This window comes from Pseudideonella sakaiensis (assembly GCF_048320135.1).
GTDB classification, from domain to species: Bacteria; Pseudomonadota; Gammaproteobacteria; order Burkholderiales; family Burkholderiaceae_C; genus Ideonella_A; species Ideonella_A sakaiensis_A.
Map to the genome: position 1 here is coordinate 1,829,795 of NZ_CP182947.1, position 22,764 is coordinate 1,852,558.

Sequence of the window (22,764 nt, forward strand, 5' to 3'; positions counted from 1 at the left end):
CCCGGCGGCGTCAACGCCCGAGCATCGTCCCCGGCAGCCACAGCGCGATCTGCGGCCAGGCCATCACCGCGCCGAGCACCGCGATCATCAACACGACATAGGGCGCGGCGCCGCGCACGATCGGGCCGAGCGGCGATTTCGTGATCGCCTTGATCGTGAACAGGTTCATGCCGACCGGCGGCGTGATCTGTGCCAGCTCGAGGTTGATCACCAGCAGGATGCCGTACCAGATCGGGTTGATCTGCAGGTGGATCATCGCCGGCAGGATCACCGGCGTCGTGATCAGGATGATCGCGATCGACTCGAGGAACATGCCGAGGATGAAGATCAGCGCCATCATCACCAGCAGGAATCCTGTGACGCCAATGTCGGTGGCGATCACCGCCTCGACGATCTGCTGCGGAATGCGCAGCTTGGTCATCACGTGGCCGAAGACCGATGCGCCGGCGAGGATCATGAACAGCATCGCCGAGATCCGGCAGGCGTCGATCGCCGATTCCCAGATTGCGCGCAGGCCGAGGTTGCGGTAGACCAGCGCGGCAATCAGCAGCGCCAGCCATGATCCGGCGGCGGCCGCTTCGGTCGCGGTGAAGATGCCGGCATACATGCCGCCGAGCACGAAGACCGGCAGCGAGATCGCCCACACCGACTTGCGGATCGCGCTCAGCGCCTCGCGCCAGCTGGCGCGCGGCTCGCGGGCGATGTGCTTGTGCGAGATCGCGGTGCTGAGCATGCTCCAGCCGACGAAGACGCCGGCCATCAGCAGGCCGGGGACGATGCCGGCCATGAAGAGGCCGCCGATCGAGGTGTCGGTGGTGACGCCGTACAGCACCATCGGGCCCGACGGCGGGATCAGGATGCCGAGCGTGCCGCCGGCCGCGACCAGACCGTATGCAGCGCGAGGTTCGTAGCCGAACTTGATCATCTGCGGGATCGCGACCGCGCCGATCGTCAGCGCGGTCGCGACGCTGGAGCCGGAGATCGCCGCGAAGATCGTGCAGGCGGCGATCGTCGCGATGCCGAGACCGCCAGGCAGGTGGCGGGTCAGCGTATAGGCGGTGTCGTAGAGGTCGTCGACGATCTTGCCGCGGATCATGATGTGCGCCATGAAGGCGAACAGCGGGATCGCGACCAGCAGGTAGCGGTTGACCTCGCCAAAGATCACCTCGGTGACCGAGCCGAGTTCGCCTTGCGTGACCAGTTGCAGCGTGCCGCCGAACAGCGCCAGCCCGGCGAAGATCGGCAGCCCGGTGAACAGCAGCAGCAACAGCGCGATGAACAGCAGCGCGATCGTCATTGCGCGTCCTTCTCGCCGTGGGCCGGAGCGGCCAGCGGCGGCAGGCCGATCGCGGCGCGCCACGCGGCCTCGATCGCCGCGAGCAGCAGCAGGCTGCCGCCGATCGGCATCAGCAGCATCAGCCACCAGGTCGGCCACTCGAGCGAGCCTTCGGTAACCAGGCCGAGCATCTTCGCGAGGCTCGCGGTGCCCCAGCCGTTGATGATCAGCACGCCGGCAACGATGCCCACCGCAATCGCCGCCCAGATGCGGGCCCAGCGGCTCGCGGCGTCAGACAAGCGCGCCGTCAGCAGGTCGACGCCGATGTGCTCACCACGGCGCAGCGTCTGCGCAGCGGCCAGCATCACGATCGCGACCAGCGCAAAGCCGACCACCTCGTCGACCCAGACCGGCGCGGCATTGAAGACATAACGCATCACGACCGCCCAGCCGATCAGCGCAAAAGACGCCAGCAGGCAGAACGCCGCGACGCCCATCGCGACCGCCGACAACACGCCGACGACGCGGCCCAGCGCCTCGAGCGCCGGGCCCGGTTTCGCTACCTTCATTGAATCGCTCAAGAGTTGGATTTTCGCGGACAGAGGCCAAGCGGCCACCGCGGATCCGGCTCCGCCGGTCCGCCAGTGGGCTTCACAGGCCGCGCCGGGCCCAGCGGCCCGGCTCCTCGAGGGCGTGGAGCGCCGCAACCGCTCCGGCGGTGCTCACAACTTGTCCAATGCCTCGATCAGGCGAACACCGTCCGGCGCCGTCTGGCGCAGGAATTCCTTCTTCACCGCCGGTTGCATCGCATCGGCCATCACCTGCTCCTGCGCCTTCGTCAGCGCGATCGCCTTCATGCCGTTGTCGTTCAGGATCTTGATGTTCTCGGCCGGGATGCCGTCGCTCTTGCGGATCGAGCGCGCAACGGCCTGGTCGGCGGCCTTCTGGATCGCCGCGCGCACATCGTTCGGCAGGCCCTTCCACCAGGCCGGATTGACGACCAGGTTGTCGAACGCGAGGATGATGTTCGACGCGACGCCGAATTTCTGCACTTCGTAGAACTTGCGGCTGTGTGCGGCCTCGACGCCGGTGAAGCCGGCATCGATGACGCCGGTCTGCAGCGCCTGGTAGACCTCGGAGCCCGGCATCGCCGACGGCGAAGCGCCCATCGCGACCAGGCCTTCGTCGAACAGCTTGTTCAGGCCGCGGATCTTCACGCCGGCAAAGTCGGCCGGCTTGACCAGCGGCTTGCCGTTCGACGTGAAGATGCCGTCGTTGGTGTCGACGATCCACGCGATGTTGGTGACGCCCTTCTCGGCCATCTTCGCATCGAGCAGCTTGGCGGCATCGGACTTGATGAAGGCCTTCTGCTTCGCGACCGAGGTCATCAGGTAGGGAATGATCGTCACGCTCATCTCGGGGATGGTTCCGCCCCACTGGAAGCTCAGGATCAGCGCGGCCTCGACCTTGCCGCTGGCCACCGCCGGGTGGTTCTGGTTCGGCTTGAACAGCTGCGCGGCGCCGAAGGTCTGCACCTCGACCCGGCCCTTCGTCAGCTCGGCGACTTCCTTCTTGAACTGCTCCATGTTGACCGCCGAATGGTGGGTCGGCGGAAACTGGTGGCTGATGCGCATCGTGTAGTCGGCGGCAGCGGCCTGGCCAGCCAGGCACAGCGCGGCGGCACTGGCCAGCGCGATGCGGGCAAACGGGGTGCGGAACGGATTCATCGTTGTCTCCTTCTGGTTGATGTCGGATTGTCGGTTGTTGCTCACGCAACCACGTGCTGCTCGCGCAAATCGTCGATCTGCTGCGCCGTATAACCAACGCCGGCGAGCAGTTCGCGTGTATGTTCGCCAAGCCGCGGCGGCTGCAGGCGCACGCCGAGGCGCGAACCGTCCATCGCGATCGGGAACAGTGTTGTCTTCACCGTCTGGCCGGCCTTCTCGCCGTCCGGGACGACAATGTCGGCGAGGCCGCCGGTGGCGCTCAGGTGCGGGTCGTCGTACAAATCCTCGGGCTTGCGGATCGGCGCAAACGGCAGGCCGGCAGCCTCGAAGATCGCGGCCAGTTCATCGGCCGAATGGCTGGCCAGCCGCTCGCGCAGCGTCGCCAGCAATTGCGGCCGTGCCAGCACCCGCTGGTTGTTGGTCGCCAGCGCCGGATCGGACTGCAGGTCGGCATAACCCATCGCCGAGCAAAAAGCCTTGAACTGCGCATCGCTGACTGCGGCGAGAAAGATCTGCTCGCCATTGCGGACCGTAAACACGTCGTAGATTGCCCACGGGCTTTCACGCGCCGGCATCGGTGCGGCCGCGCGGCCGGTCACCGCATATTGCAGCATGTGCTGTCCCATCAGAAAGACATTGTTCTCGAACAGCGCCGACTGCACCTCCATGCCGCGGCCGGTGATGCCGCGCTGGATCAGCGCACCCATCGCGCCGATTGCGCCGAACATGCCGCCCATGATGTCGTTGACGCTGGTGCCGGCACGCAGCGGATCGCCGGGCCGGCCGGTCATGTAGGCAAGGCCGCCCATCATCTGCACCACTTCGTCGAGTGCGGTGCGGTGCTCGTACGGGCCGGGCAGAAAACCCTTGTGGCTGACGTAGATCAGCCGCTCGTTCAGCGCAGACAGTGTCTTGTAGTCGAGCCCGAACTTGACCAGCGTGCCGGGCTTGAAATTCTCGGCGACGACGTCGGCACTGGCCCCCAGCCGCCGCGCGGCTTCGGCACCCTCGGGGCGCCGCAAGTCGATCGCAACGCTTTTCTTGTTGCGGTTGAACATCGGAAAAAACCCGGCGCCGGCGCCGAGCAGCCGGCGCGTGCCTTCGCCGTCGATCGGCTCGATCTTGATCACTTCGGCGCCGAGGTCGGCCAGCACCATGCCGCAGGTCGGGCCCATCACCATGTGCGTCAGCTCGACAACGCGCAGCCCCTGCAGCGGCTGCGGCACCAGGCGCTCGCCGGCGGCCGTCATGCCAGCGCCTCCCGCATCGTCTTCGGCAGGCCGGCACGCGCAATGCTGCCGTGCAGCGTCTCGCCGTCGAGCCAGCCGGCCAGCCGGCCGCGCAGTTCGAGCAGCGCGTCGAAATCGATCCCGGTAGGTTGGCCCATGCTGGCAAACAGATAGGCGAGGTCCTCGGTCGCGACATTGCCGCTCGCGCCCGGCGCATGCGGGCAGCCGCCGATGCCGCCGAGGCAGGCGTCGAAACGCGTGACACCGGCCTGCCATGCCGCCATCACATTGGCGATGCCGAGGCCACGCGTATCGTGGAAATGGGCGCAGCCGAGCTTGTCGCCGACGACGTCGCGCGCACGGAGGAACAGTTCGCCAACCATCTGCGGGTCAGCATAACCGACGGTATCGGCAAGCCCGACACGGTCGACGCCAACTGCGGTCACTGCGGCGAGCAGCCGCAGCACCTCTGCCGGCTCGACCCTGCCCTGGATCGTGCAACCGAATGCGGTGCTGATGCCGACCTCGACCAGGCAAGCCGATCCGGCTTCGTCGCGCAGCCTGCAGATCTCGGCAATTTCCTCGACCACGGCATCCGGCGTCTTGCGCAGGTTGGCGATGCTGTGCGCATGGCTGGCGGACAGCGGCAGCAGCATTGAATCGGCGCCACTGTCGAGCGCGCGTTGCGCACCTTTCAGGTTCGGCACCAGCACCGATGCGACGAGACCGGGCAGCGATTTCGCCTCGGCAACCAGTTCGGCGGTGTCCGCGAGCTGCGGCAGCAGCCATGGCGGGACGAACGAGCCAACCTCGAGTTCGCGCAGGCCGGCGGCATGCGCAACACGAATCCACTCGATCTTCTGCGCGGTCGGCAACGCCTGGCCAATGCTTTGCAGCCCATCGCGCAGACCAACCTCGCGGATCACGATGCCGGCAGGATCTGGATTTTTCATCGCCGTGACTCTAGACGTTCCGTAAGGCGACGAAAGCGTTATTTTGGAACTGATGTCGTTCCATTTCGGCAGGGCACAATCAGACGATGACGACCATGCGTTCGGCAGCGCCCCACCGACATTTCGACCCGCTTTCGCTGCGCCTGTTTGTCGCGGTCTGCGAGGAGCGCAACATCGCGCGTGCCGCGGCCCGCGAGGCGCTGGTTGCGTCGGCGGTCAGCAAACGGATCGCCGCGATCGAGCAGGAGGTCGGCGCTGCGCTGCTGATCCGCGGCCGCCGCGGTATCGAGCCGACGGCTGCCGGCGAAGCGCTGCTGCGCCAGGCGCGCGACATGCTCGGCACGATGGAACGCATGTATGCGGAGTTGAGCGAATTCACCAGCGGCGTGCAGGGCAGCGTGCGGGTGATCGCCAGCGTATCGGCACTGGCCGAAAAGCTGCCGGACGATATCGCCGGCTTTCTGGCCCGCTACCAGGCGGTCCGCGTGACCCTCGACGAAGCGGTCAGCCGCCACATCGTCGACGCGGTGCATGCCGGCGCGGCCGACCTCGGGGTCTTGTGGGACGTCGCCGACCTGACCGGGCTGCAGGCCAGGACCTACCGCAGCGACCAGCTGTGTGCGGTGCTGCCGCCGAAGCATCCGCTGGCCGGCCGGGCAACACTGCTGTTCGCCGAGACGCTGGACCATCCGTCGATCGGCGTCGCGCCGGGCAGTGTGATGGAAGGCATTCTGCGCCGCGAGGCGGCGCTGGCCGGCCAGCAGCTGGTGCGCCGCGTCCAGGTGTCGAGCCTCGATGCGGCCTGCCGCATCGTTGCCGCCGGGCTCGGGCTGGCGATCCTGCCGCGCGAATCGGTGGCCGCTCAGGCCGCGGTCGCCGGGCTGGTGATGGTGCCGCTCGGCGACGACTGGGCGCGCCGGCGCTTCGTCATCTGCGCGCGGCCGGACAAGCTGCTGTCGGCGACCGCACGGCTGCTGATCGACCACCTCGGCGCGTTGGCCGACCGATCGGTCTGACCACAGTCTCCGCGCAGATTAGGATGGCCGCCTGACGAAGACGGAGGTGCGACGATGGACGAGGATCTGTTCGACAAGGGCTTGCAGACGCGGCGCGAGGTGCTCGGCGCCGCCTATGTCGATGCATCGATCAGCAATGCCGACGACTTCAACCGGCCGATGCAGGAACTGGTCACGCAGTACTGCTGGGGTGATGTCTGGAACCGGCCCGGCCTCGACCGGCGCACCCGCAGCCTGTTGAACCTGGCGATGCTGACGGCGCTGAACCGGCCGCATGAATTCCGGCTGCATGTGCGCGGCGCATTGAACAACGGCGTGACGCGCGAGGAAATCCGCGAGGTGCTGCTGCAGACCGCGATCTATTGCGGCGTGCCGGCGGCGATCGACGGCTTCCGCAATGCGCGCGAGGTATTCAACGAAGTGGACGCCGCATCATGAGCGGCGCCGAACGCAAGGTCTGCGTCGTCACCGGATCGTCGTCGGGAATCGGTGCGGCGACCGCACGGCTGTATGCGCAGCGCGGCTGGAATGTCGTGATCAACTATTCGCGCCATCCCGATCCGGCGCACCAGGTCGCCGACGAGTGCCGCGCCTTCGGCGTCGAGGTGCTGGTCGCGAAGGCCGACGTTGCCGACGACGATGCCTGCCGGCGGATGGCCGCCGAGGTCGATGCGAAGTGGCAACGCGCCGATGTGCTGGTCAACAATGCCGGCACGACCAAGTTTGTTGCGGCAAAGGATCTCGACGGCCTCGACGCCGCCGATTTCGAACGCATCATGGCGGTCAACGTGACCGGCAGCTTCCAGGTCACGCGCGCCTTCGTGCCGCTGCTGAAGCGCCATCCGGGGTCCGCGGTCGTCAATCTGTCGTCGATCGCGTCGAAAAAGGGCACCGGTTCATCGCTTGCCTACATGGCGTCGAAAGGCGCTGTCAATGCAATGACCTTTGGTCTGGCGCGTGCGCTGGCGCCGGAGATCCGCGTCAATGCGGTGGCGCCGGGCATGGTCGACTCGACGTGGTTGCGCGAAGGCATGGGCGCCGCCGGTTTTGCCGCGCGCGCCGAGGCCTATCGGCAGCGCGCCGTGCTCGGCGAACTGGTGCTGCCGGAGGATGTCGCGCGTGCGATCTGGTGGCTCGGCGTCGACGCGGTGAAGACTTCCGGCGAGGTCGTGATGGTCGACGGCGGCCTGCTGTGACCCGGCGCAACGGCGCTGCAATGGCTTGAAGCCGGATGCCGCTTATTCGGCCGTCAGGCAGCCGCCGGCGGCGGGTACGTGGCGAACCGGGCCATACCAGGCCTTCGCCTCCGAGCGGGTGTTGTCGGTGTCGGTCATGATCGCGATCGACAGCAGCCGGCCCGGAGATTCACCGAAGGCTTTCCGGAAATCGGCACAGACGTCGCGTTCGTAGCTGAGCCAGCGGCCGACATTGTCGGCGCCGCGCTCGACGACCAGCTTGCGGATGCGGCTGGTGCGCGGATTGACGAGCACCGACTCGGCCGCCTGGTCATTGCTCCAGACATACATCAGCGTCGCATACGGCATCGGCTCGCCGGTCAGCGTCTCGGCCAGTTCGGACTTCATTGCATCCTTCGCGGAGAACTTGCTGCGGTCGCCGTCGAATGCCAGCACGACCCGCACCGGCGAGTCTTCACGGTCGTGGCGCGTCATGTCGGCGCTGGCAATCACCTCCGGCACCAGCCACGAAAAACGCAGCCTGCCGAGTTCACCCGGTTCGATGCGAACCCGCCGCCGCACCATGCTCGCCGACGAACTGGCGCGCACCATCACGGTATCGCGGCCATCCTTGCGCTGCGGCCGGTAGTGGCTGGCGCGTTTGCCGGGAAAAGTCTGGTGGGCCCAGGCCGATTCGGCGCGCTGCGCATCCGACGCGCTTGCCCATGGACTGGCCGCCACCTCGTCACCCTCGCGCAGCTGCGGTGCGATCGCGCACGCCGACAGCGCAGCGGCCAGGCACACGATGGACAAGTTGCTGATCGATCTGTTCGCCAACGATGTAAACATCCGCCTGCTTCCGCCAAGACCCTCGTTGTTGCCAAGCCACCGCCACCACGCGCTGACCGCGCCCGGCACGCGCCACAATGGTGCCATATGGCGTCCATCTCCGATTCGGCCTGGCTGGCCCGTGCGATCTCGCTGCTTGAAGCCGATGTGCAGCGCAGCGCCGATACCCACCTGATCGCGTTGTCGCTGCCGGCGCTGCACGCCGACGGCATCGACCTGTATCTGAAGGATGAATCGACGCACCCGAGCGGCAGCCTGAAGCACCGGCTGGCGCGCTCGCTGTTCCTCTATGCCTTGTGCAACGGCTGGGTGCACGAAGGAACGACCATCGTCGAGGCATCGAGCGGCTCGACCGCGGTCAGCGAAGCGTATTTTGCGCGGCTGCTCGAGCTGCCCTTCGTCGCGGTGATGCCGCGCACCACGTCGGCACAGAAGATCGCGCAGATCACGTTTTATGGCGGCCGCTGCCACTTCGTCGACCGCGCCGACGAGGTCTACGACGAGGCGGCGCAGCTCGCGCGCCAGTGCAATGGCCACTACATGGACCAGTTCACCTTCGCCGAGCGGGCAACCGACTGGCGCGGCAACAACAACATCGCCGACAGCATGTTTTCGCAGATGGCACACGAGCGTTTTGCGGTGCCGAGCTGGATCGTCGTCGGCGCCGGCACCGGCGGCACCAGCGCGACGATCGGCCGCTACCTGCGTTACCGCAAATACCCGACCCGGCTGTGCGTGCCCGATCCGGTCGGCTCGGTATTTGCCGAATACCATCGCAGCGGCGACGCCGGCCTGCGCGGGCCCGGGTCGCGGATCGAGGGGATTGGCAGGCCGCGCGTCGAGCCGAGTTTTCTGCCGACGCTGGTCGACCGGATGATCGAGGTGCCGGATCGGCAGTCGATCGCCGCGATGCAGCTGCTGTCGGAGCTGCTCGGCCGGCGCGTCGGTCCGTCGACCGGCACCAACCTGGTCGGCATGCTGCAGATCGCCGCCGAAATGCGCAGCGCCGGCGAGCGCGGCTCGGTGCTGTCGCTGCTGTGTGATGCCGGTGAACGTTATCTGGCGACCTACCACGACGCACAATGGGTCGAGCAGACCTTTGGCGACTGCAGCGCCGAACGGCAACAACTCGATGCGCTGCTGCACCGGTGATCGGCCAGGAGACCCACACGATGGACAGGAACCTCGATCTGATCGTCTTCGGCGCCACCGGCTTCACCGGTCGGCTGGTCGCCGAATACCTGCAGCAGACGCATGGCGCGCAATCTTCGTTGTCGTGGGCAATCGCCGGGCGCAGCAAGGACAAGCTCGAACAGGTGCGCGACGCGATCGGCGCACCCGCCACCTTGCCGCTGCTGGTCGCCGATGCCACCGATGCAGTCGCAGTCAGGCGGCTGGTCGGCCGCAGCCGTGCGGTGATCACGACGGTCGGCCCCTACCAGCGCCACGGCGAGCCGCTGGTCAGGGCCTGCGCCGAGGCGGGCACCGACTACCTCGACCTGTGCGGCGAGCCGGCCTGGATGGCGAAGATGATCCCGCAGCTCGAACCGCTGGCGCACGCCAGCGGCGCACGCATCGTCTTCTCGTGTGGTTTCGATTCGATCCCGTTCGATCTCGGCGTCGTCTACCTGCAGCACGAGGCGGTGCGCCGCTTCGGCGAACCGATGCGTTTTGTCCACGGCCGGGTGCGCTCGATCAAGGGCGGGATGTCGGGCGGCACCGTCGCCAGTGCGCTGGCGAGCTTCGAGCAGATCGCCGAGGACCCGACGCTTGCGCGGACGATGGCCGACCCGTTTGCACTGACGCCGGGTTTTCGCGGCCCGCGCCAGCCCGATGGCCAGTCGGCCGATTACGACAAGCTGGCCGGCGCCTGGTCCGGGCCGTTCATGATGGCGCCGATCAATACCAAGAACGTGCACCGCACGAATGCGCTGCGCGGCCATCCGTGGGGAATCGATTTCGAATACGACGAGAAGATGATGACCGGGCGCGGCGCGAAGGGGCAGTGGCGCGCGCGGCTGCTCGCCGCCGGCGGCAAGGTGCAGGCGGCGATGCTGACGATCGGCCCGAGCCGGCGCCTGCTGCAGCGTTATGCATTGCCGAAGCCGGGCGAAGGGCCGGGCCGCGAGGCGCGCGAACGAGGCCGCTACGACCTGCGCTTTTTTGGCCAGACCGCCGATCGACAGCACACGCTGGTCGCGTCGGTCAAGGGCGACCGCGATCCCGGTTACGGGTCGACGTCGAAGATGATTGCCGAGGCCGCGTTGTGCCTGATCGAGGACATCGGCCGCGACGCGACCGCCGGTGGCGTCTGGACGCCGGGCGCCGCGATGGGGCTGGCGCTGGCACGCCGGCTGCAGCAAAACGCCGGCCTGCGATTTGCGATCGAGGACGACCAGGGCTGAAATGACACGACCCGCACGTTCAAGCTTCCCGCTGCTGCAGAAGGCAGCGCCATCGCGGCTGCGGACGGCGGGGCACCGCTGAGATGCAGCTGGCGCGGCTGATGGGCATGTTGCTGGTCGCGGTGACGCGGCTGATCACCGGCGCTCAGGGGCACTGGCGCGGCTGCCCACCGGAAGCGACCCAACGCATCTATTTCGCGAACCACCAGAGCCACCTCGACTGGCTGCTGATCTGGGCCGCGCTGCCACACGAGCTGCGCGCACGGACCCGGCCGATCGCCGCGCGCGACTACTGGACCTCGAGCCCGTTCCGCCAGTGGCTGACAAGCCAGGTATTCCATGCCGTTTATGTCAGCCGCCAGCGCACCGACGACCAGGATCCGCTCGAGCCGCTGGTCGATGCGCTGGCCCACGGCGATTCGCTGGTGATCTTTCCGGAAGGAACCCGCAGCAGCAAGGGTCTGCCGCTGCCGTTCAAGAGCGGGCTGTACCACCTCGCACAGCAGTTCCCCGATGTGCAGTTGGTGCCGGCCTGGATAGACAACGTGCAGCGGGTGATGCCGAAGGGCGAGGTGGTGCCGGTGCCGGTGTTGTGCAGCGCGATCTTCGGCAAGCCGATGCAGTTGCTCGACGGCGAATCGAAGGCGCAGTTTCTCGAACGGGCCCGTGCCGCGGTGGTCGCGCTGCGGCCGATCACCTCATGAGATACCGCCAATGAACGTGCTGCGCGCGCTCGATGTCGGCCAGCAGGTGGCGTTGCTGTTCCTGTTCGTATTCGGGCTGCTGGTGCTGGCGACCGTCTTCGCCTATGTCTGGTCGTCGCGCGCGACGGCCAGCCTGCAGCAGCAGGAACGACTGACACGGGATCTGCGGACCTTGTGGATCGGCAGCATCGTCTTCTGGCTGGCCTGGATATCCGGCCCGGTCGGCGCGACGCTGTTGTTCGGCGTGATCTCGTTCCTCGCGCTGCGCGAGATCATCACGCTCGCGCCGACGCGGCGCGGCGACCACCGCAGCCTGATCCTGGCGTTTTTTGTCGTGCTGCCGCTGCAATATGTGCTGGTCGCGAACCGCAGCTCGGAGATCTTCAGCGTCTTCATCCCGGTTTATGTCTTTTTTGCGATACCGGTGATCAGCGCACTGGCCGGCGACCCGCACCGCTTTCTCGAACGCAATGCGAAGATCCAGTGGGCGATCATGGTCTGCGTGTTCGGCCTCAGCCACGCGCCGGCGCTGCTGCTGCTCGAATTCGAAGGCTTCGAAGGGCGCGGCGCCTTCCTGCTGTTTTTCCTGGTCGTCGTCGTCACCGCGGCACAGATTGCCCAGCAGCTGGCGAGCCGCTGGCTGCGCCGGCGGCCGGTTGCGCGGCGCATCGACCGCTGGTTCTCGCTGCGCGGCTGGCTGATCGGCGCCGGCTCGGCGGCGCTGGTCGGCGCGGCGCTGTTCTGGGTCACGCCGCTGAAGCCGTCGCAGGCGCTGGCATTGGCCTTCATCGCCGGCGGCGCCGGCACGCTCGGCGCATTCGTATTGAAAGCGCTGAAGCGCGATGCCGGCGTCCACCCGTGGGGCGAACTGAGCGCGGTCACCGGCGCAGTCGGCCTGCTCGACCGGCTGGCGCCGCTGTGTTTTGCGGCGCCGGTCTTTTTCCACTCGGTGCGCTGGTACTTCGATCTCAGGGTCTGACCGGAGGGGCGCCGCGGTTAGCATCGCGCCCCATGCAAATCAACCGACGCCAGGCGCTTGCCGCCACCGCCCTGCCGCTGCTGGGCTCCGCCACCACCGTCCACACGGCCACCGCAGTGGCCGACAAACCGACGGCGGCGTCGCGGGCGCTGCATGCGCTGTTCGACCGCTATTGGCAGGAGTCGGCCCGGCGCTCGCCGGAGTGGGCGACGATGCGCGGCGATCACCGCTTCGGCGACCGCTGGAGTGATTTATCGGCCGCCGGCATCGCCGAGCGCGATGCGATGAATGCCCGCTGGCTCGCCGAAGCGAAGGCGATACCGGCCGACGGCTTGTCGCTGACCGACCGGCGCTCGCGCGAGCTGTTCATTTTTGGTCGCGAATCGGATGTCCGCGAGGCCGCGCTGGAAGGCTGGCGGACGATGCGCATCGGTTCGCTGCGCGGCACGCAGACCTCGTTGTCGAACCTGCTGCGCTCGGTGCCGGTCGACAACGAGCAGCAGGTCGAGCAGTTGCTGGCCCGCCTCGACCGCTATCCGACGCGGCTCGCGCAGGAGATCGACTCGATGGCGCGCGGCATCGCACTCGGCTGGGTGCCGGCGCGTCCGGTGCTCGAGCGCGCACTGGCCCAGCTCGACGGCCAGCTGCGGGCCGATCTGCGGCAAGGGCCGTTTTTCGAACCGTTCCGCAAGCTCGGGCCGGGCATTGCGCAGGCGCGCCGCGAGCAGCTGCGCGCCCATGGCGAGGCGGTGCTGACCAGCCGGGTGCTGCCGGCGCTGCAGCAGCTGCGCAGCTTCATCGTCGAGCGTTACCTGCCGGCCGCGCCGGCGGCCGGCGGCCTGCTGCGTTATCGCGGCGGTGATGCGGTTTATGCCGAACGCGTGCGCGACCAGACGACAACGGCGTTGACGCCGGCGCAGATTCATCAGATGGGCCGCGACGAACTGGCGCGCCTGCGCGGCGAGATCAACAAGGTGATGGCCGAGCTGAAATTCAGCGGCAGCTTCCAGCAGTTTGTTGCCCATCTGCGCCAGCCGGAGCATTTTTATCCGAATGCCGAAGCGCTGTTCGACGCGTATCGGATTGCCGCAAAACGGCTCGATCCGGAAATGCCGCGGCTGTTTGCCGAATTGCCGCGTGCGCCTTACGGCATCCGGCCGATGCCGGCCCACCTCGGCGCCGGCGCCGCCGACAACTACAACCGGCCAGCCGACGATGGCAGCGGGCCCGGCTGGTACAACGCCAACGTGCTCGCCTTCCAGCGCCGCCCGCGCTGGGCGGTGGCGACGCTGGTCGCCCACGAGACGGTGCCCGGCCACCACCTGCAGGGCGCGCGTGCACTCGAGCTCGGCGACCTGCCGGCATTCCGCCGCAATGCCTTCCACACCGCGTTCGGCGAGGGTTGGGCGCTGTATGCCGAAACCCTGTGCGACGAGATCGGCCTGTTCGAGACGCCGCAGGAGCGTTATGGCCATCTGCAGGCGCAGGCCTTCCGCGCGTCACGTCTGGTCGTCGATACCGGCCTGCATGCGCTCGGCTGGAGCCGCCAGCAGGCGATCGACAGCATGATCGAGGATGTCGGCGAAAGCCGCGTCTACATCGAATCCGAAGTCGACCGCTACCTGTCGAATCCGGGCCAGGCGCTGGCCTACATGGTCGGCAAGCAGCACATCCTCGCGCAACGCGACAAGGCGCGCAGCAGACTGGGGCCGCAGTTCGACCTGCGCCGGTTCAACAATGCGGTGATCGATCAGGGCGCATTGCCGCTCGAGGTGCTGACGACACAGATCGACGAATGGGTCGCCGCCATGGGTTGAAAGACCGGCCCGCGCGCAAACACCAACTGCACGCCGCAACGAATGCGGCATCATCGGGCGCATGACACCCCCTCGCGCCGCGGCGGCTCCCGATCCATCCCCCGCGGCAGCGGCACCGGCCGCGCGGTCGAAGCGCCGGGCCGCGGGAAGCAAGCCGACACTGACCGGCGCGCGCACCGAACTCGGTCGGCTGATGGCAACGCAACGTTGCCCCGGCCGGGTCCATTTCAACCTGGCACTGCAGCAGGCCAATACGCTGCTGCACGACGGCCATGCCTGGACCGGTTTTGCGCGCGCAGCACTCGGCGATACGCGGCGCGCGCTGCGCAGCGGCAGCGATCTGCTGGTCCATGCCAGCTGTTCGTTCATCCGTGGCGAACCGGCGCTCGATCCGCTGCGCTCGATCGCCCAGGTGATTGCCGAATGCGAACACATGGTGTTGTCGAGTTCGCGCGGCGGCATCGTCGTCCGCCTCGGCTACCTGTATGGGCCGACCAGCCAGGATCTGCAGGCCTATCGGCGCGCGTTCCGGCTCGGCCGGCCATACTGGGCCGGGCCGCGTGATGCGTTGCAGGACCACCTGCACCACGACGATGCGATCGCTGCGCTGCTTGCTGCTGCACGGCCACAGCATCTTGGCCAGACTTTCTATGCGACCGATGGCAGGCCGCTGCCGTTCATCGAATTCATGGATGGTTTTGCGCACCGGATCGGCCGCGCATGCCCGATGCATGTACCGCGACTGGCGTCGCCGCTGATGCGGATGATCGTGCACGAGGAACACATGCAGCAGACCGCGCTGTCGATGCCCGCCACGCCGCCGCAACCGATGGTGCCCGACTGGTCGCCGCGATTCAGCGACTACCGCGAAGGCCTCGACCAGGTGGTCGCCAGCTGGGACGATTGAGCCGGCAGCGCCGGTGGCACGGAGTCGCTGTCGGTAGCTCCGCTCAGCGGGCCGCCAGCGAAGCCGACAGGATGTCCCGATGGGTCGGGACATGTTCGATGAACGCACTGCGCATGGCTTCGTCGCCGATCGCGGCAGCACATGCCTGCAGCCTGGCCTGCGCACGCTGCAGGCAGGCGCCGGCGCGATCGTCGCCGGCGGCGGCCAGCACCTGGAAACAGCTCAGCTCGATCCGGCTCTGGTCCTCGGCGCCATCGAAAGTGCCGCCGCTGGCGAGTTCTCCGAGCAGCTCGTCGATCAACGTCAGGGCCTGGCCGAGCTGTCCGGCCGCGAGTGCCACGCTGGCAAGCCCGGCGGTGGCATCGTGGCGAACCGGGTCATCGATCGCAACTGCCAGTTCGAGCGACGCCTGGTAGGCCTGCGCCGCCGCCTCGAGTTGATTCGCCGCCAGCCGCGCATTGCCGAGTTTGCCGAGCGCAATCGCCTGCGTCGCGCGGGCCTGCACGGCGCCGGCGATGTCGATCGCAGCCTCGGCACGCGCCGCTGCGCCGGCGGTATCGCCCTCGCGCAGCGCGACGGTCGACAAGCTGCACAGCGTCGCCGCTTCGGCCGGACGGTCGCCATTGGCGCGCAGCAGGCGCAGGCTTTCCTCGAGCGCCGCGGCAGCCTCGTGATGCTGGCCGAGGTCGACCAGCGCGCAACCGACCGAACTCAGGCCGACCGCCTCGCCACGGCGGTTGCCGATGCGGCGGTTGACCGCCAGGTCCTGCCGCGACCAGTCGAGCACGGCAACCGGATCGCGCTGCATGCCGGCAATCACCGCCATCGAATTGAGGCAGAACGACTGCACCGAATCGAGCCCGCGCTGCCGCGCCTGCTGCAACGCATCGCGGATCACGGCGGCGCCGCTCGCCAGATCACCGGGCCTGAGCAGCGAGCGGCCGAGCAGGCGCATTGCCAGCAACCGGAGTTCGTCGGCGCCGGCCTCGGTCGCCAGCGCGATCGCCTGCCGGGCCGCCTGTTCGCAGGCCGGCCAGTCGGCGATGCGCTGCGCCATCACGCTGCGCCGCCAGGCCGCATGGGCGCGCCGTTTCGGATCAGCCAGATCAGCGGCAAGCCGCTCCAGCGCATCGATGTCGGCGGCCTGCGCCAGCCGGTCGCCCTGCAATTCGAGCGAACGTTCGCGCACATCGAGCAGCCGCCAGCGCAGCCCCCGGCTGTCAGCATCTGTTGACTCGTCGAGCAGCAGCAGCCCACGCCCGACATGAAAACCGACCGCATCATGGGCCAGGCATGAGCCGGCATATTCGGCCGCCCGCGCATGGAATTCGGCCGCCTCTGCCGGGTTTCCCGCAAGCTCGAAATGCAAGGCGGTGACAGCGAGCGAATCATTGGCGCGCAGGCCGGTCTGCGCGGCCAGCCAGCGCGCCAGCCTGCCGTGTTGTTCGCGCCGGGTTCGCTTCAGCACGGTCGCATAGGTCGCCTGGTGCAGCATCTGGTGCCTGAAGGCATATTCGCCAGCGTCGCCATCGTCAGCGTCCGGCACGTCGTGCCGCGGCAGCGCGAGTTCACGCCGCACCAGCGCCGGCAGCGCCGCCGGCGCGGTCTCGTCGACGGCGGCCAGTGCCGCGTCCCGGAAAACCGCTCCGACGATGCTGGCCTGCTGCAGGCCCAGCCGCTCGGCTGCCGGCAGGCCGTCGAGCCGGGCCTGCAGCACGCCGGTCAAGGTCGGCGGCAAGCGGGCGACCGACATCCGATCGGTGTCGAGCCGCCAGCACTGTTCAGCCGATTCGTCGACGAGGATCGCGCGCTGATCGATCAGCATGTTGACCAGCTCCTCCATGTAGTACGGATTGCCGCCGGCATCGCCGCTGATGCGCTGTCGCAGCGCATCGGGTATTTCCGGCAGCCTGCGCAGCAGCTGGTCGGCCATCGCGATGCTGGCAGCATCGTCGAGCGGCGCGAGGTCGATGCGCTGGTGGTCGTGCACCGCGCGAAGCCAGTCGGGGCGGCGCTCGAACAGCGTGCCCCGGTACAACGCGATCACCAGCAACGGCAGGTCGCGGCCGACATCGAACAGGTAGTCGAGAAAATCGAGGCTGTCGTTGTCGGCCCAGTGCAGATCGTCGAGCTCGACGACGATCGGCGCGCCGTCGATCGCCGACAGCTTGCGCAGACTCTGCGCAGCCGCATGCAGCGCGCGGTTGCGGATCTGCCGCGGGTCGTCGAGGATGCCGCGCAGGTGCACGCTGTCGCGCCAGTCGATGCCGATCAGGTGGCCGAGCAGATGGGCGTGGCCTTCGGCGACGTCGATGCCATCGTCGCCGACAAACAGCGGCACGATGGCCTGCTCGAATTTTTGCCTCGCGGTGGCGATGTCGTCGTCATCGGCGATCGCAAAACATGTCGCCAGCAGGTCGCGCAGCAGACCGAACGGCTGGTTCTCGGTCTGCGGCGTGGCCCGACCCCGCAGCAGTCGGGTCGGCGCGGACTGCCCGCTGCGCCGCCAGTGTTCGAATTCCTGCAGCAATCGGCTCTTGCCGATGCCAGGCTCGGCAACGATGCTGATCACCGCGAGCCGGCGGCGCAGCACAAGCTGCGTGCAGGCTTGCTGCAGGATGCCAAGCTCGGCGTCGCGGCCGATCATCCGGGTCGGCAGTCCTTCGACGCCGCGGCCGCTGGCGACCGCCGAATGGGGCAGCGCGCGCACCACCCGGTAGCTGCGCATCGGCTCGCTGAAGCCTTTCATCTGCAACGCCGGCTGCGCCTCGAGATCGAAGCGGCCGCGCACCAGCAGCTGGGTGTCATGGCTGATGCGCACGCTGCCGACTGCAGCGGCTTGTTCCATACGGGCCGCGAGATTGACGGTGCTGCCCATTGCCGTCGAGCCGCCTTCGATGCCGCCGCCGAGTGCGACCTGCCCGCTGTGGATGCCGACACGGATCGAGAAGACGAAGCCCGGCCAGCGCTCGCGCCAGCGGTCGGCGAGGCGCCCTGCTTCAGCCTGCAGCGCCAGCCCGCAGGCTACGGCGCGTTCGGCGTCGTCCTCGTGCACGGCATCGGCGCCGAATACCGCCTTCAGCCCGTCACCGGTATAACGCAGCACGCGTCCGCCATGGGCGTCGACAACCGCCGACAGGCACGCCAAGGCATCGCTGCTGAGCTCGAGCATGTCCTCGGCATCGACCTGTTGCGCGATCTGCGTCGAGCCGACGATGTCGGTGAACAACACCGTGACGAGGCGCAGCGCCTCCGCCGCCTGCCCTGGCGCCGGCGCTGAAGCACCCGAGGCGGCCAGTTCGGCAAGCCGCGAACGCATCGGACCGAGTGCCGCGTCGACGACGGCATCGCCAAGCAGCACGCGTTGCGCTTCGAGCCCTTCGATCGCGGCCACGAGTTGTTGCTGCTCGGTCGATGTCATCACGCTCTTCTCAGCCGCTGCTGCTGCGCCACGCGGCCGCGGCGGCGCGCAGCCGTTCCGACAGGTGGCGGGCAATGTTGCGATACAGCCTGGAACACAGCAGCGGATCCTGCCGGTCCAGCTCGTCGAGCGAGCGCCGGCTCAGCGACAACACGACCGACGGCAGGTCGGCGACGGCGTCTGCAGTGCGGCCGCCACCGTCGAGCATCGCCGTCTCGCCGAGCATCATGCCGGGCGAAAAACTGACATAACGCTGCCTCGGCAGCGCCGGCCTGGCTGGCGCCGGATCGCTTGCCGACACCGCAGCGGCGCTGACGACGCTGACCGACCCTGACAGCAGCACATACAGCCGATCGCCGCTTTCGCCCTGGCGGAACAGCAGCTCGCCGGCGGTCAGTTCGCGTCGCTCCAGCAACGCGGCCAGCCGGCCGAGCTGCGCCGCATCGAGGCCGTCGGCAAGGCTGCACGCCGACAGTTCGACAGCGCCCGACTTGGACCGAGATCCCGTATCGTGTTCAGCGAGAAGCTGGGCCTCGGCCGCCTCGATCGCCTGGTCGACATCGGCAAACCAGTGATCCGGCGACAGCGCCGCAGCGGCGAATTCATGCAGGGCCTGGCCGTGGCGGTTGCCGCTCGCGACCGCTGCCAGCCGCATCACGACGCCGCGCGCCTGCAGGCGTTGGCCGATCTGCGCCAGCACCACCGCGCCAGAGGCGTCGATCAGCGTGATGCGCTTGAAATCGAGCACGATGCAGCGGCAGCTGCGCGGCAGCGCCTCGACCTCGTCGGCGAGGCGGTCGGCGCTGCCGAAAAACAGCGCGCCTTCGAGCTCGAGAACGACGATGCGCTGGCGCAGCCGGCGCAGCAGCGCTTCGTGGTCTGGCGGGTAGATGCGCCGTGATGGCAATGCCGTCGCGTCGTAGCGGTTGCGCAGCAGCGAGCGGTTCATGCTGCGCACGAACATCACGATCGCCAGCAAGGCGCCGATCGCCACGCCGGCGAGCAGGCCGAACACCAGCGTGCAGACCGCGACGACGGCTACCACCGCGAGATTGAGTTGCAGGTCCGGCGTGCGCAGACCATGCCACCACTGCGCGATCAGCTGGTGTGTCCACTGATCGGCGAGTGACCAGGCGATCATCACCATGATCGCGGCCATCACGACCTTCGGGATCATCGCCAGCATCGGCCCGCCGGCCAGCGCCAGCACCGCGAACAGCGCGGTTCCCAGAATCAGTGCCTGGGGTGCGCGGCCGCCTTCGCTGGTGATCGCCAGCGCCCGGGTGCGGTGCAGCAACACCGGCAGACCGGCGAAGCAGCCGCTGGCGATGTTGGCTGCGCCGAGCGCCAGCAATTCACGTCTTGCATCGGTCCGCGCGCCCAGCGCCTGGTCGAGGGCAAGGCCGTCGAGCACCATCGTCAGGGTGCCGATCACCGCCAGCAGCGCTGCCGTCGTCAGCGCGGCCAGCGCATGGCGCTGCAGCAGCACATGCTGGTCGGGACCGAACCACGGCGCCAGCAGATCGGCGCGCGGCAGCGCCTGCGGCAGGCTGCCGGTCAGCGGGCCGAGCGCAAGCGATGGCAGCAGGCGCTCGATCGCGAACCAGGCAACGATGCCGACCAGCAGGCCGACAAAACTGGCCGGCACGCGGCGCGTGATCCGCGGCGCGAAGTGGATCGCGGCAATCGTCAGCAACGCAACCAGCAACGTGCCGGTCTGGATGCCACCGATCGCAGACCAGCCCTGCATCGCCCACGACCCGTCCGGCCAGCCGAGCAGCAGCGGCAGTTGCGTCAGCACGATCAGCAGCGCGACGCCATTCATGAAACCGGCGAGCACCGGTTGCGGAACGAACTTGGCCAGCTTGACGAGGCCAACCGCTGCGATCAGCAACTGCACGATGCCCATGCCGACCACGGTTGCGGCGGTCAACGCGAGCAGGCTGGCGACCGCCGCGACATCGTGCACGTCGAAAGCCGGATCGGCGACGACCTGCGCAACCAGCCCGGCGAGTATCAGCACCGGCGCCGCGGTCGGTGCGCCGGCAGGCATCGGGCCGCGCCCGAGCAGGCCGAAGACGATGCCGCCAACCACGATCGAGACGAATGCGGCCGGGATGCCGATCGCCGGGCCCGCTGCCGCCAGCGCAGCATAGGCCAGCAGGCCCTGCGTCAGCACGCTGGGCAGTGCGGCGAGCGTTCCGCTGGCAGCGGCAACGGCATCGCGGCGCCAGCCGGCGACCGGCTGCGTCGCAATCACCGCCGGCGCATCGGACAAGCGATCAGGCATCGTCCTAGTGTCGCAGCCGATGCCGGCTCATGGAAGTGCGGTTTGTCGACGCTGCCGTGAGGCGGATCGGCGCTGCGCGCCGCGTTTGACCAGGAACAAGGCGCATCGGTCGATGCGGTGTATCGTCAGAAGGCGTCGTCATACGCCGGCGCCAACCCGTTCCCAAGGATCAAGGCATGAGCTTCTTCAAATCAATACTCGGCAAACTCGGTATCGGCGACAAGGAGGAAGAGAAGCAACCCACCGTTGCCCCATCCAGAGTGCCCGAGCAGAGCCGATCGATGGACGCGCCTGCGCCAGTGGCGCCACCGGTAGCACCACCTGCAGCGCCGGTGGCGCCGGTGGACATGGTCGCCAAGCTCGATGCGATGGCCGCGGCCAATCCACAGAAGCTCAACTGGCGAACCTCGATCGTCGATCTGCTGAAGCTGCTCGGTCTGGACAGCAGCCTCGACAAGCGCAAGGAACTGGCCGCCGAACTCGGCTGCCCGCCGGAGAAGATGGGCGATTCGGCAGCGATGAACATCTGGCTGCACAAGGCCGTGATGCAGAAGCTCGCGGCGAACGGCGGCAATATCCCGCGAGAACTGCTCGACTGAACCATCTGCCGGCCGCCTGCGGCGCCACCGATCGCCGCGTCTGACGCAAAAACGCCCGCCGGAGAAATCTCCGGCGGGCAGTTCGGCTGTTTGCTCAGCCGGCGATGATCAGCTCTTGACCTTCAGCTCGTCGCGGCGGCGGCGCACCTCGTCGTGGTTGCGCTTGACGCCCTGGTATTGCTGGTCGACCAGCGTGCGCGCTTCAGGCGTCAGATGATCGTCCTTCAACGCGTCGCGGTAGGTCTCGAGTGCGGCATCCTCGCCCCGCTCGGCTTCCTCGAGCACGGCCAGATCGTCATAGCTCGACAGCTTGGCCTTCACGGATACCCAGCCGCGGTGCATCGCGCCGAGCATGCTGCCGTCGTCCTCGGCCTTGCCGCCCATGCGGGTGACGAGCGCCTGCAGTTGTTGCGCAGCCATCCGGCACTCGCTGGCGCGCGATGCCAGCATCGACTTCAGCTCGTGCGATTTCGCCTGCTCCGAGCAGGCCTTGAAACCATATTCGCCGTCCTTGCACGTCTCGATCAGTTCATTCAGGGTTTTGATCGTCTTGTCTGTCATGTTCGTTTTCCTCGCAAGAAGTGAATGTGTCAGCCATCGTAGAAAGAGGTGCGGCTGCAATCTGTAGGAACGGCTCCCCTTCGCGGGTCGGAATCGGCGATGCACAGCGGTGGCGATCGAGTGGGCCTTGCCGCTCGGCGGCCGCTTGCATCATCTCGAGGCGTCGTCCTACAGCCGGGCAATGGGCTGCCGAGTGGAATCTCGTTGCCGGGATTTCCGGCTTGAGGAGAACCCCATGAAACAGTCATTGATCGCGTTGTCAGTGGCCGCCCTGGCCGGCCTGACCAGCCTGACGGTATCGGCCGCATCCCACGGGGGCGCCGCCCCGATGACCCCGGGCGCGTCGGCACCGGCGCCGATGGCCACGCCGCCGGCTGCACCGATGGCGTCGACGACGGCAACCGCTTCGGCGAGCGGCAGCGTCAGCTTTTCGGGCAGCAAGGAAGAAGCCAAGGCAATGGAAAAGCAGGCCGACGCCGAATACAAGACCGCGAAGAAGCAGTGCAAGGAGATGAAGGGCGACGCCGAAAAGAGCTGCATGAAGCAGGCCAAGGCCACGCGTGACAAGGCAAAGGCGCATGCCGAAGGCATCGAGGCGATGGCAAAGGCGAAAACCGATGCCGATCGCGCCAAGGTGACCGCGAAATACGAGAAGAAGATGGCCGAGGCCGACCTGAAGGCGTCGAAATAAGCCAGCATCCGGCCGCGCTCGACGCGGCAGCGGTGGCGGTTTCATTTCGTGTCCGCCGCCGGTTTCCGGCCCGCGATGGCATTGCCGTCGCGGGCTTTTTCCGTTTCTGGCCCTGCGCGCCCGCTGGATATAGGGTTGCGAAGAACCGCCGTCCGGGCAGGGATT

General features: G+C 67.8%; 20 protein-coding genes. 11 read left to right on the forward strand and 9 right to left on the reverse strand.

The features are described 5' to 3' along the window. Positions 1 to 10: 10 nt before the first annotated feature. From ACNH6H_RS08110 to ACNH6H_RS08130, 5 genes are all read right to left on the reverse strand, one after another. Positions 11 to 1,297 carry a TRAP transporter large permease gene (locus ACNH6H_RS08110; protein ID WP_418316985.1) on the reverse strand — a complete coding sequence of 429 codons (1,287 nt, stop codon included), beginning with the start codon at positions 1,295 to 1,297 and terminating at the stop codon, positions 11 to 13. Next, the gene (locus ACNH6H_RS08115; RefSeq protein ID WP_418316986.1) at positions 1,294 to 1,845 is read right to left on the reverse strand and encodes a TRAP transporter small permease; all 552 of its coding nucleotides are present in this window, start codon (positions 1,843 to 1,845) and stop codon (positions 1,294 to 1,296) included. Before ACNH6H_RS08115 ends, ACNH6H_RS08110 begins: the two co-directional genes overlap by 4 nt. A 153-nt stretch (positions 1,846 to 1,998) precedes the next feature. Beyond that, positions 1,999 to 3,003 (reverse strand): TRAP transporter substrate-binding protein DctP, encoded by a 1,005-nt coding sequence (dctP, locus tag ACNH6H_RS08120; RefSeq protein ID WP_418316987.1) that lies wholly within the window; start codon positions 3,001 to 3,003, stop codon positions 1,999 to 2,001. Positions 3,004 to 3,044: 41 nt separating this feature from the next. Then, on the reverse strand, positions 3,045 to 4,253 hold the full coding sequence (locus tag ACNH6H_RS08125) for a CaiB/BaiF CoA transferase family protein (RefSeq protein WP_418316988.1): 1,209 nt from the start codon (positions 4,251 to 4,253) through the stop codon (positions 3,045 to 3,047). Continuing rightward, entirely contained in the window at positions 4,250 to 5,185 is a 936-nt protein-coding gene (locus ACNH6H_RS08130; RefSeq protein WP_418316989.1) for a hydroxymethylglutaryl-CoA lyase, read from the reverse strand. Before ACNH6H_RS08130 ends, ACNH6H_RS08125 begins: the two co-directional genes overlap by 4 nt. An 86-nt stretch (positions 5,186 to 5,271) precedes the next feature. Here ACNH6H_RS08130 and ACNH6H_RS08135 point away from each other — a divergent pair, with 86 nt between their 5' ends. From ACNH6H_RS08135 to ACNH6H_RS08145, 3 genes are read left to right on the forward strand one after another with little or no spacing between them, the layout of a single operon-like run. After that, positions 5,272 to 6,201 (forward strand): LysR family transcriptional regulator, encoded by a 930-nt coding sequence (locus tag ACNH6H_RS08135; RefSeq protein WP_418316990.1) that lies wholly within the window; start codon positions 5,272 to 5,274, stop codon positions 6,199 to 6,201. Positions 6,202 to 6,255: 54 nt separating this feature from the next. Then, a complete protein-coding gene (gene pcaC / locus ACNH6H_RS08140) occupies positions 6,256 to 6,639 on the forward strand; it encodes a 4-carboxymuconolactone decarboxylase (RefSeq protein WP_418316991.1) in 384 nt (127 codons plus the stop codon). Beyond that, on the forward strand, positions 6,636 to 7,397 hold the full coding sequence (locus tag ACNH6H_RS08145; protein WP_418316992.1) for an SDR family NAD(P)-dependent oxidoreductase: 762 nt from the start codon (positions 6,636 to 6,638) through the stop codon (positions 7,395 to 7,397). Before pcaC ends, ACNH6H_RS08145 begins: the two co-directional genes overlap by 4 nt. Before the next feature lie 42 nt (positions 7,398 to 7,439). Here the strand turns inward: ACNH6H_RS08145 and ACNH6H_RS08150 are convergent, their stop codons facing one another. Next, on the reverse strand, positions 7,440 to 8,180 hold the full coding sequence (locus ACNH6H_RS08150) for a DUF3047 domain-containing protein (RefSeq protein WP_418321270.1): 741 nt from the start codon (positions 8,178 to 8,180) through the stop codon (positions 7,440 to 7,442). A 132-nt stretch (positions 8,181 to 8,312) separates the two neighbouring features. Between ACNH6H_RS08150 and ACNH6H_RS08155 the strand changes: the two genes are divergently transcribed. The 6 genes from ACNH6H_RS08155 to ACNH6H_RS08180 all read left to right on the forward strand — a co-directional run bounded on the left by ACNH6H_RS08155 (position 8,313) and on the right by ACNH6H_RS08180 (position 15,037). Continuing rightward, positions 8,313 to 9,377: a PLP-dependent cysteine synthase family protein gene (locus tag ACNH6H_RS08155; RefSeq protein WP_418316993.1), complete on the forward strand. Its 1,065-nt coding sequence runs from the start codon at positions 8,313 to 8,315 to the stop codon at positions 9,375 to 9,377. A 20-nt stretch (positions 9,378 to 9,397) separates the two neighbouring features. Further along, positions 9,398 to 10,630, forward strand: a complete 1,233-nt coding sequence (locus ACNH6H_RS08160; protein WP_418316994.1) for a saccharopine dehydrogenase family protein — start codon at positions 9,398 to 9,400, stop codon at positions 10,628 to 10,630. Positions 10,631 to 10,713: 83 nt separating this feature from the next. Next, on the forward strand, positions 10,714 to 11,334 hold the full coding sequence (locus ACNH6H_RS08165; protein ID WP_418316995.1) for a lysophospholipid acyltransferase family protein: 621 nt from the start codon (positions 10,714 to 10,716) through the stop codon (positions 11,332 to 11,334). A gap of 10 nt (positions 11,335 to 11,344) precedes the next feature. Continuing rightward, complete coding sequence (locus ACNH6H_RS08170; RefSeq protein WP_418316996.1) at positions 11,345 to 12,313, forward strand: phosphatidate cytidylyltransferase; 969 nt, start codon at positions 11,345 to 11,347, stop codon at positions 12,311 to 12,313. 32 nt (positions 12,314 to 12,345) lie between these two features. Then, positions 12,346 to 14,130: a DUF885 domain-containing protein gene (locus ACNH6H_RS08175; protein WP_418316997.1), complete on the forward strand. Its 1,785-nt coding sequence runs from the start codon at positions 12,346 to 12,348 to the stop codon at positions 14,128 to 14,130. Between the two features lie 193 nt (positions 14,131 to 14,323). Next, positions 14,324 to 15,037: a hypothetical protein gene (locus ACNH6H_RS08180; RefSeq protein ID WP_418316998.1), complete on the forward strand. Its 714-nt coding sequence runs from the start codon at positions 14,324 to 14,326 to the stop codon at positions 15,035 to 15,037. A 43-nt stretch (positions 15,038 to 15,080) separates the two neighbouring features. On the opposite strand, the gene ACNH6H_RS08185 is transcribed toward ACNH6H_RS08180, so the two are convergent. Both ACNH6H_RS08185 and ACNH6H_RS08190 read right to left on the reverse strand, forming a co-directional pair. Further along, positions 15,081 to 18,458 carry an ATP-binding protein gene (locus ACNH6H_RS08185; protein WP_418316999.1) on the reverse strand — a complete coding sequence of 1,126 codons (3,378 nt, stop codon included), beginning with the start codon at positions 18,456 to 18,458 and terminating at the stop codon, positions 15,081 to 15,083. Positions 18,459 to 18,468: 10 nt separating this feature from the next. Continuing rightward, positions 18,469 to 20,748: a SulP family inorganic anion transporter gene (locus tag ACNH6H_RS08190; RefSeq protein WP_418317000.1), complete on the reverse strand. Its 2,280-nt coding sequence runs from the start codon at positions 20,746 to 20,748 to the stop codon at positions 18,469 to 18,471. A gap of 176 nt (positions 20,749 to 20,924) precedes the next feature. On the opposite strand from ACNH6H_RS08190, the gene ACNH6H_RS08195 reads away from it, so the two are divergent. Further along, the gene (locus ACNH6H_RS08195; RefSeq protein ID WP_418317001.1) at positions 20,925 to 21,347 is read left to right on the forward strand and encodes a DUF3597 domain-containing protein; all 423 of its coding nucleotides are present in this window, start codon (positions 20,925 to 20,927) and stop codon (positions 21,345 to 21,347) included. A 108-nt stretch (positions 21,348 to 21,455) separates the two neighbouring features. Here the strand turns inward: ACNH6H_RS08195 and ACNH6H_RS08200 are convergent, their stop codons facing one another. Beyond that, entirely contained in the window at positions 21,456 to 21,908 is a 453-nt protein-coding gene (locus ACNH6H_RS08200) for a PA2169 family four-helix-bundle protein (protein ID WP_418317002.1), read from the reverse strand. Between the two features lie 235 nt (positions 21,909 to 22,143). Between ACNH6H_RS08200 and ACNH6H_RS08205 the strand changes: the two genes are divergently transcribed. Then, complete coding sequence (locus ACNH6H_RS08205; protein ID WP_418317003.1) at positions 22,144 to 22,599, forward strand: hypothetical protein; 456 nt, start codon at positions 22,144 to 22,146, stop codon at positions 22,597 to 22,599. The last annotated feature ends 165 nt before the right edge of the window (positions 22,600 to 22,764 follow it).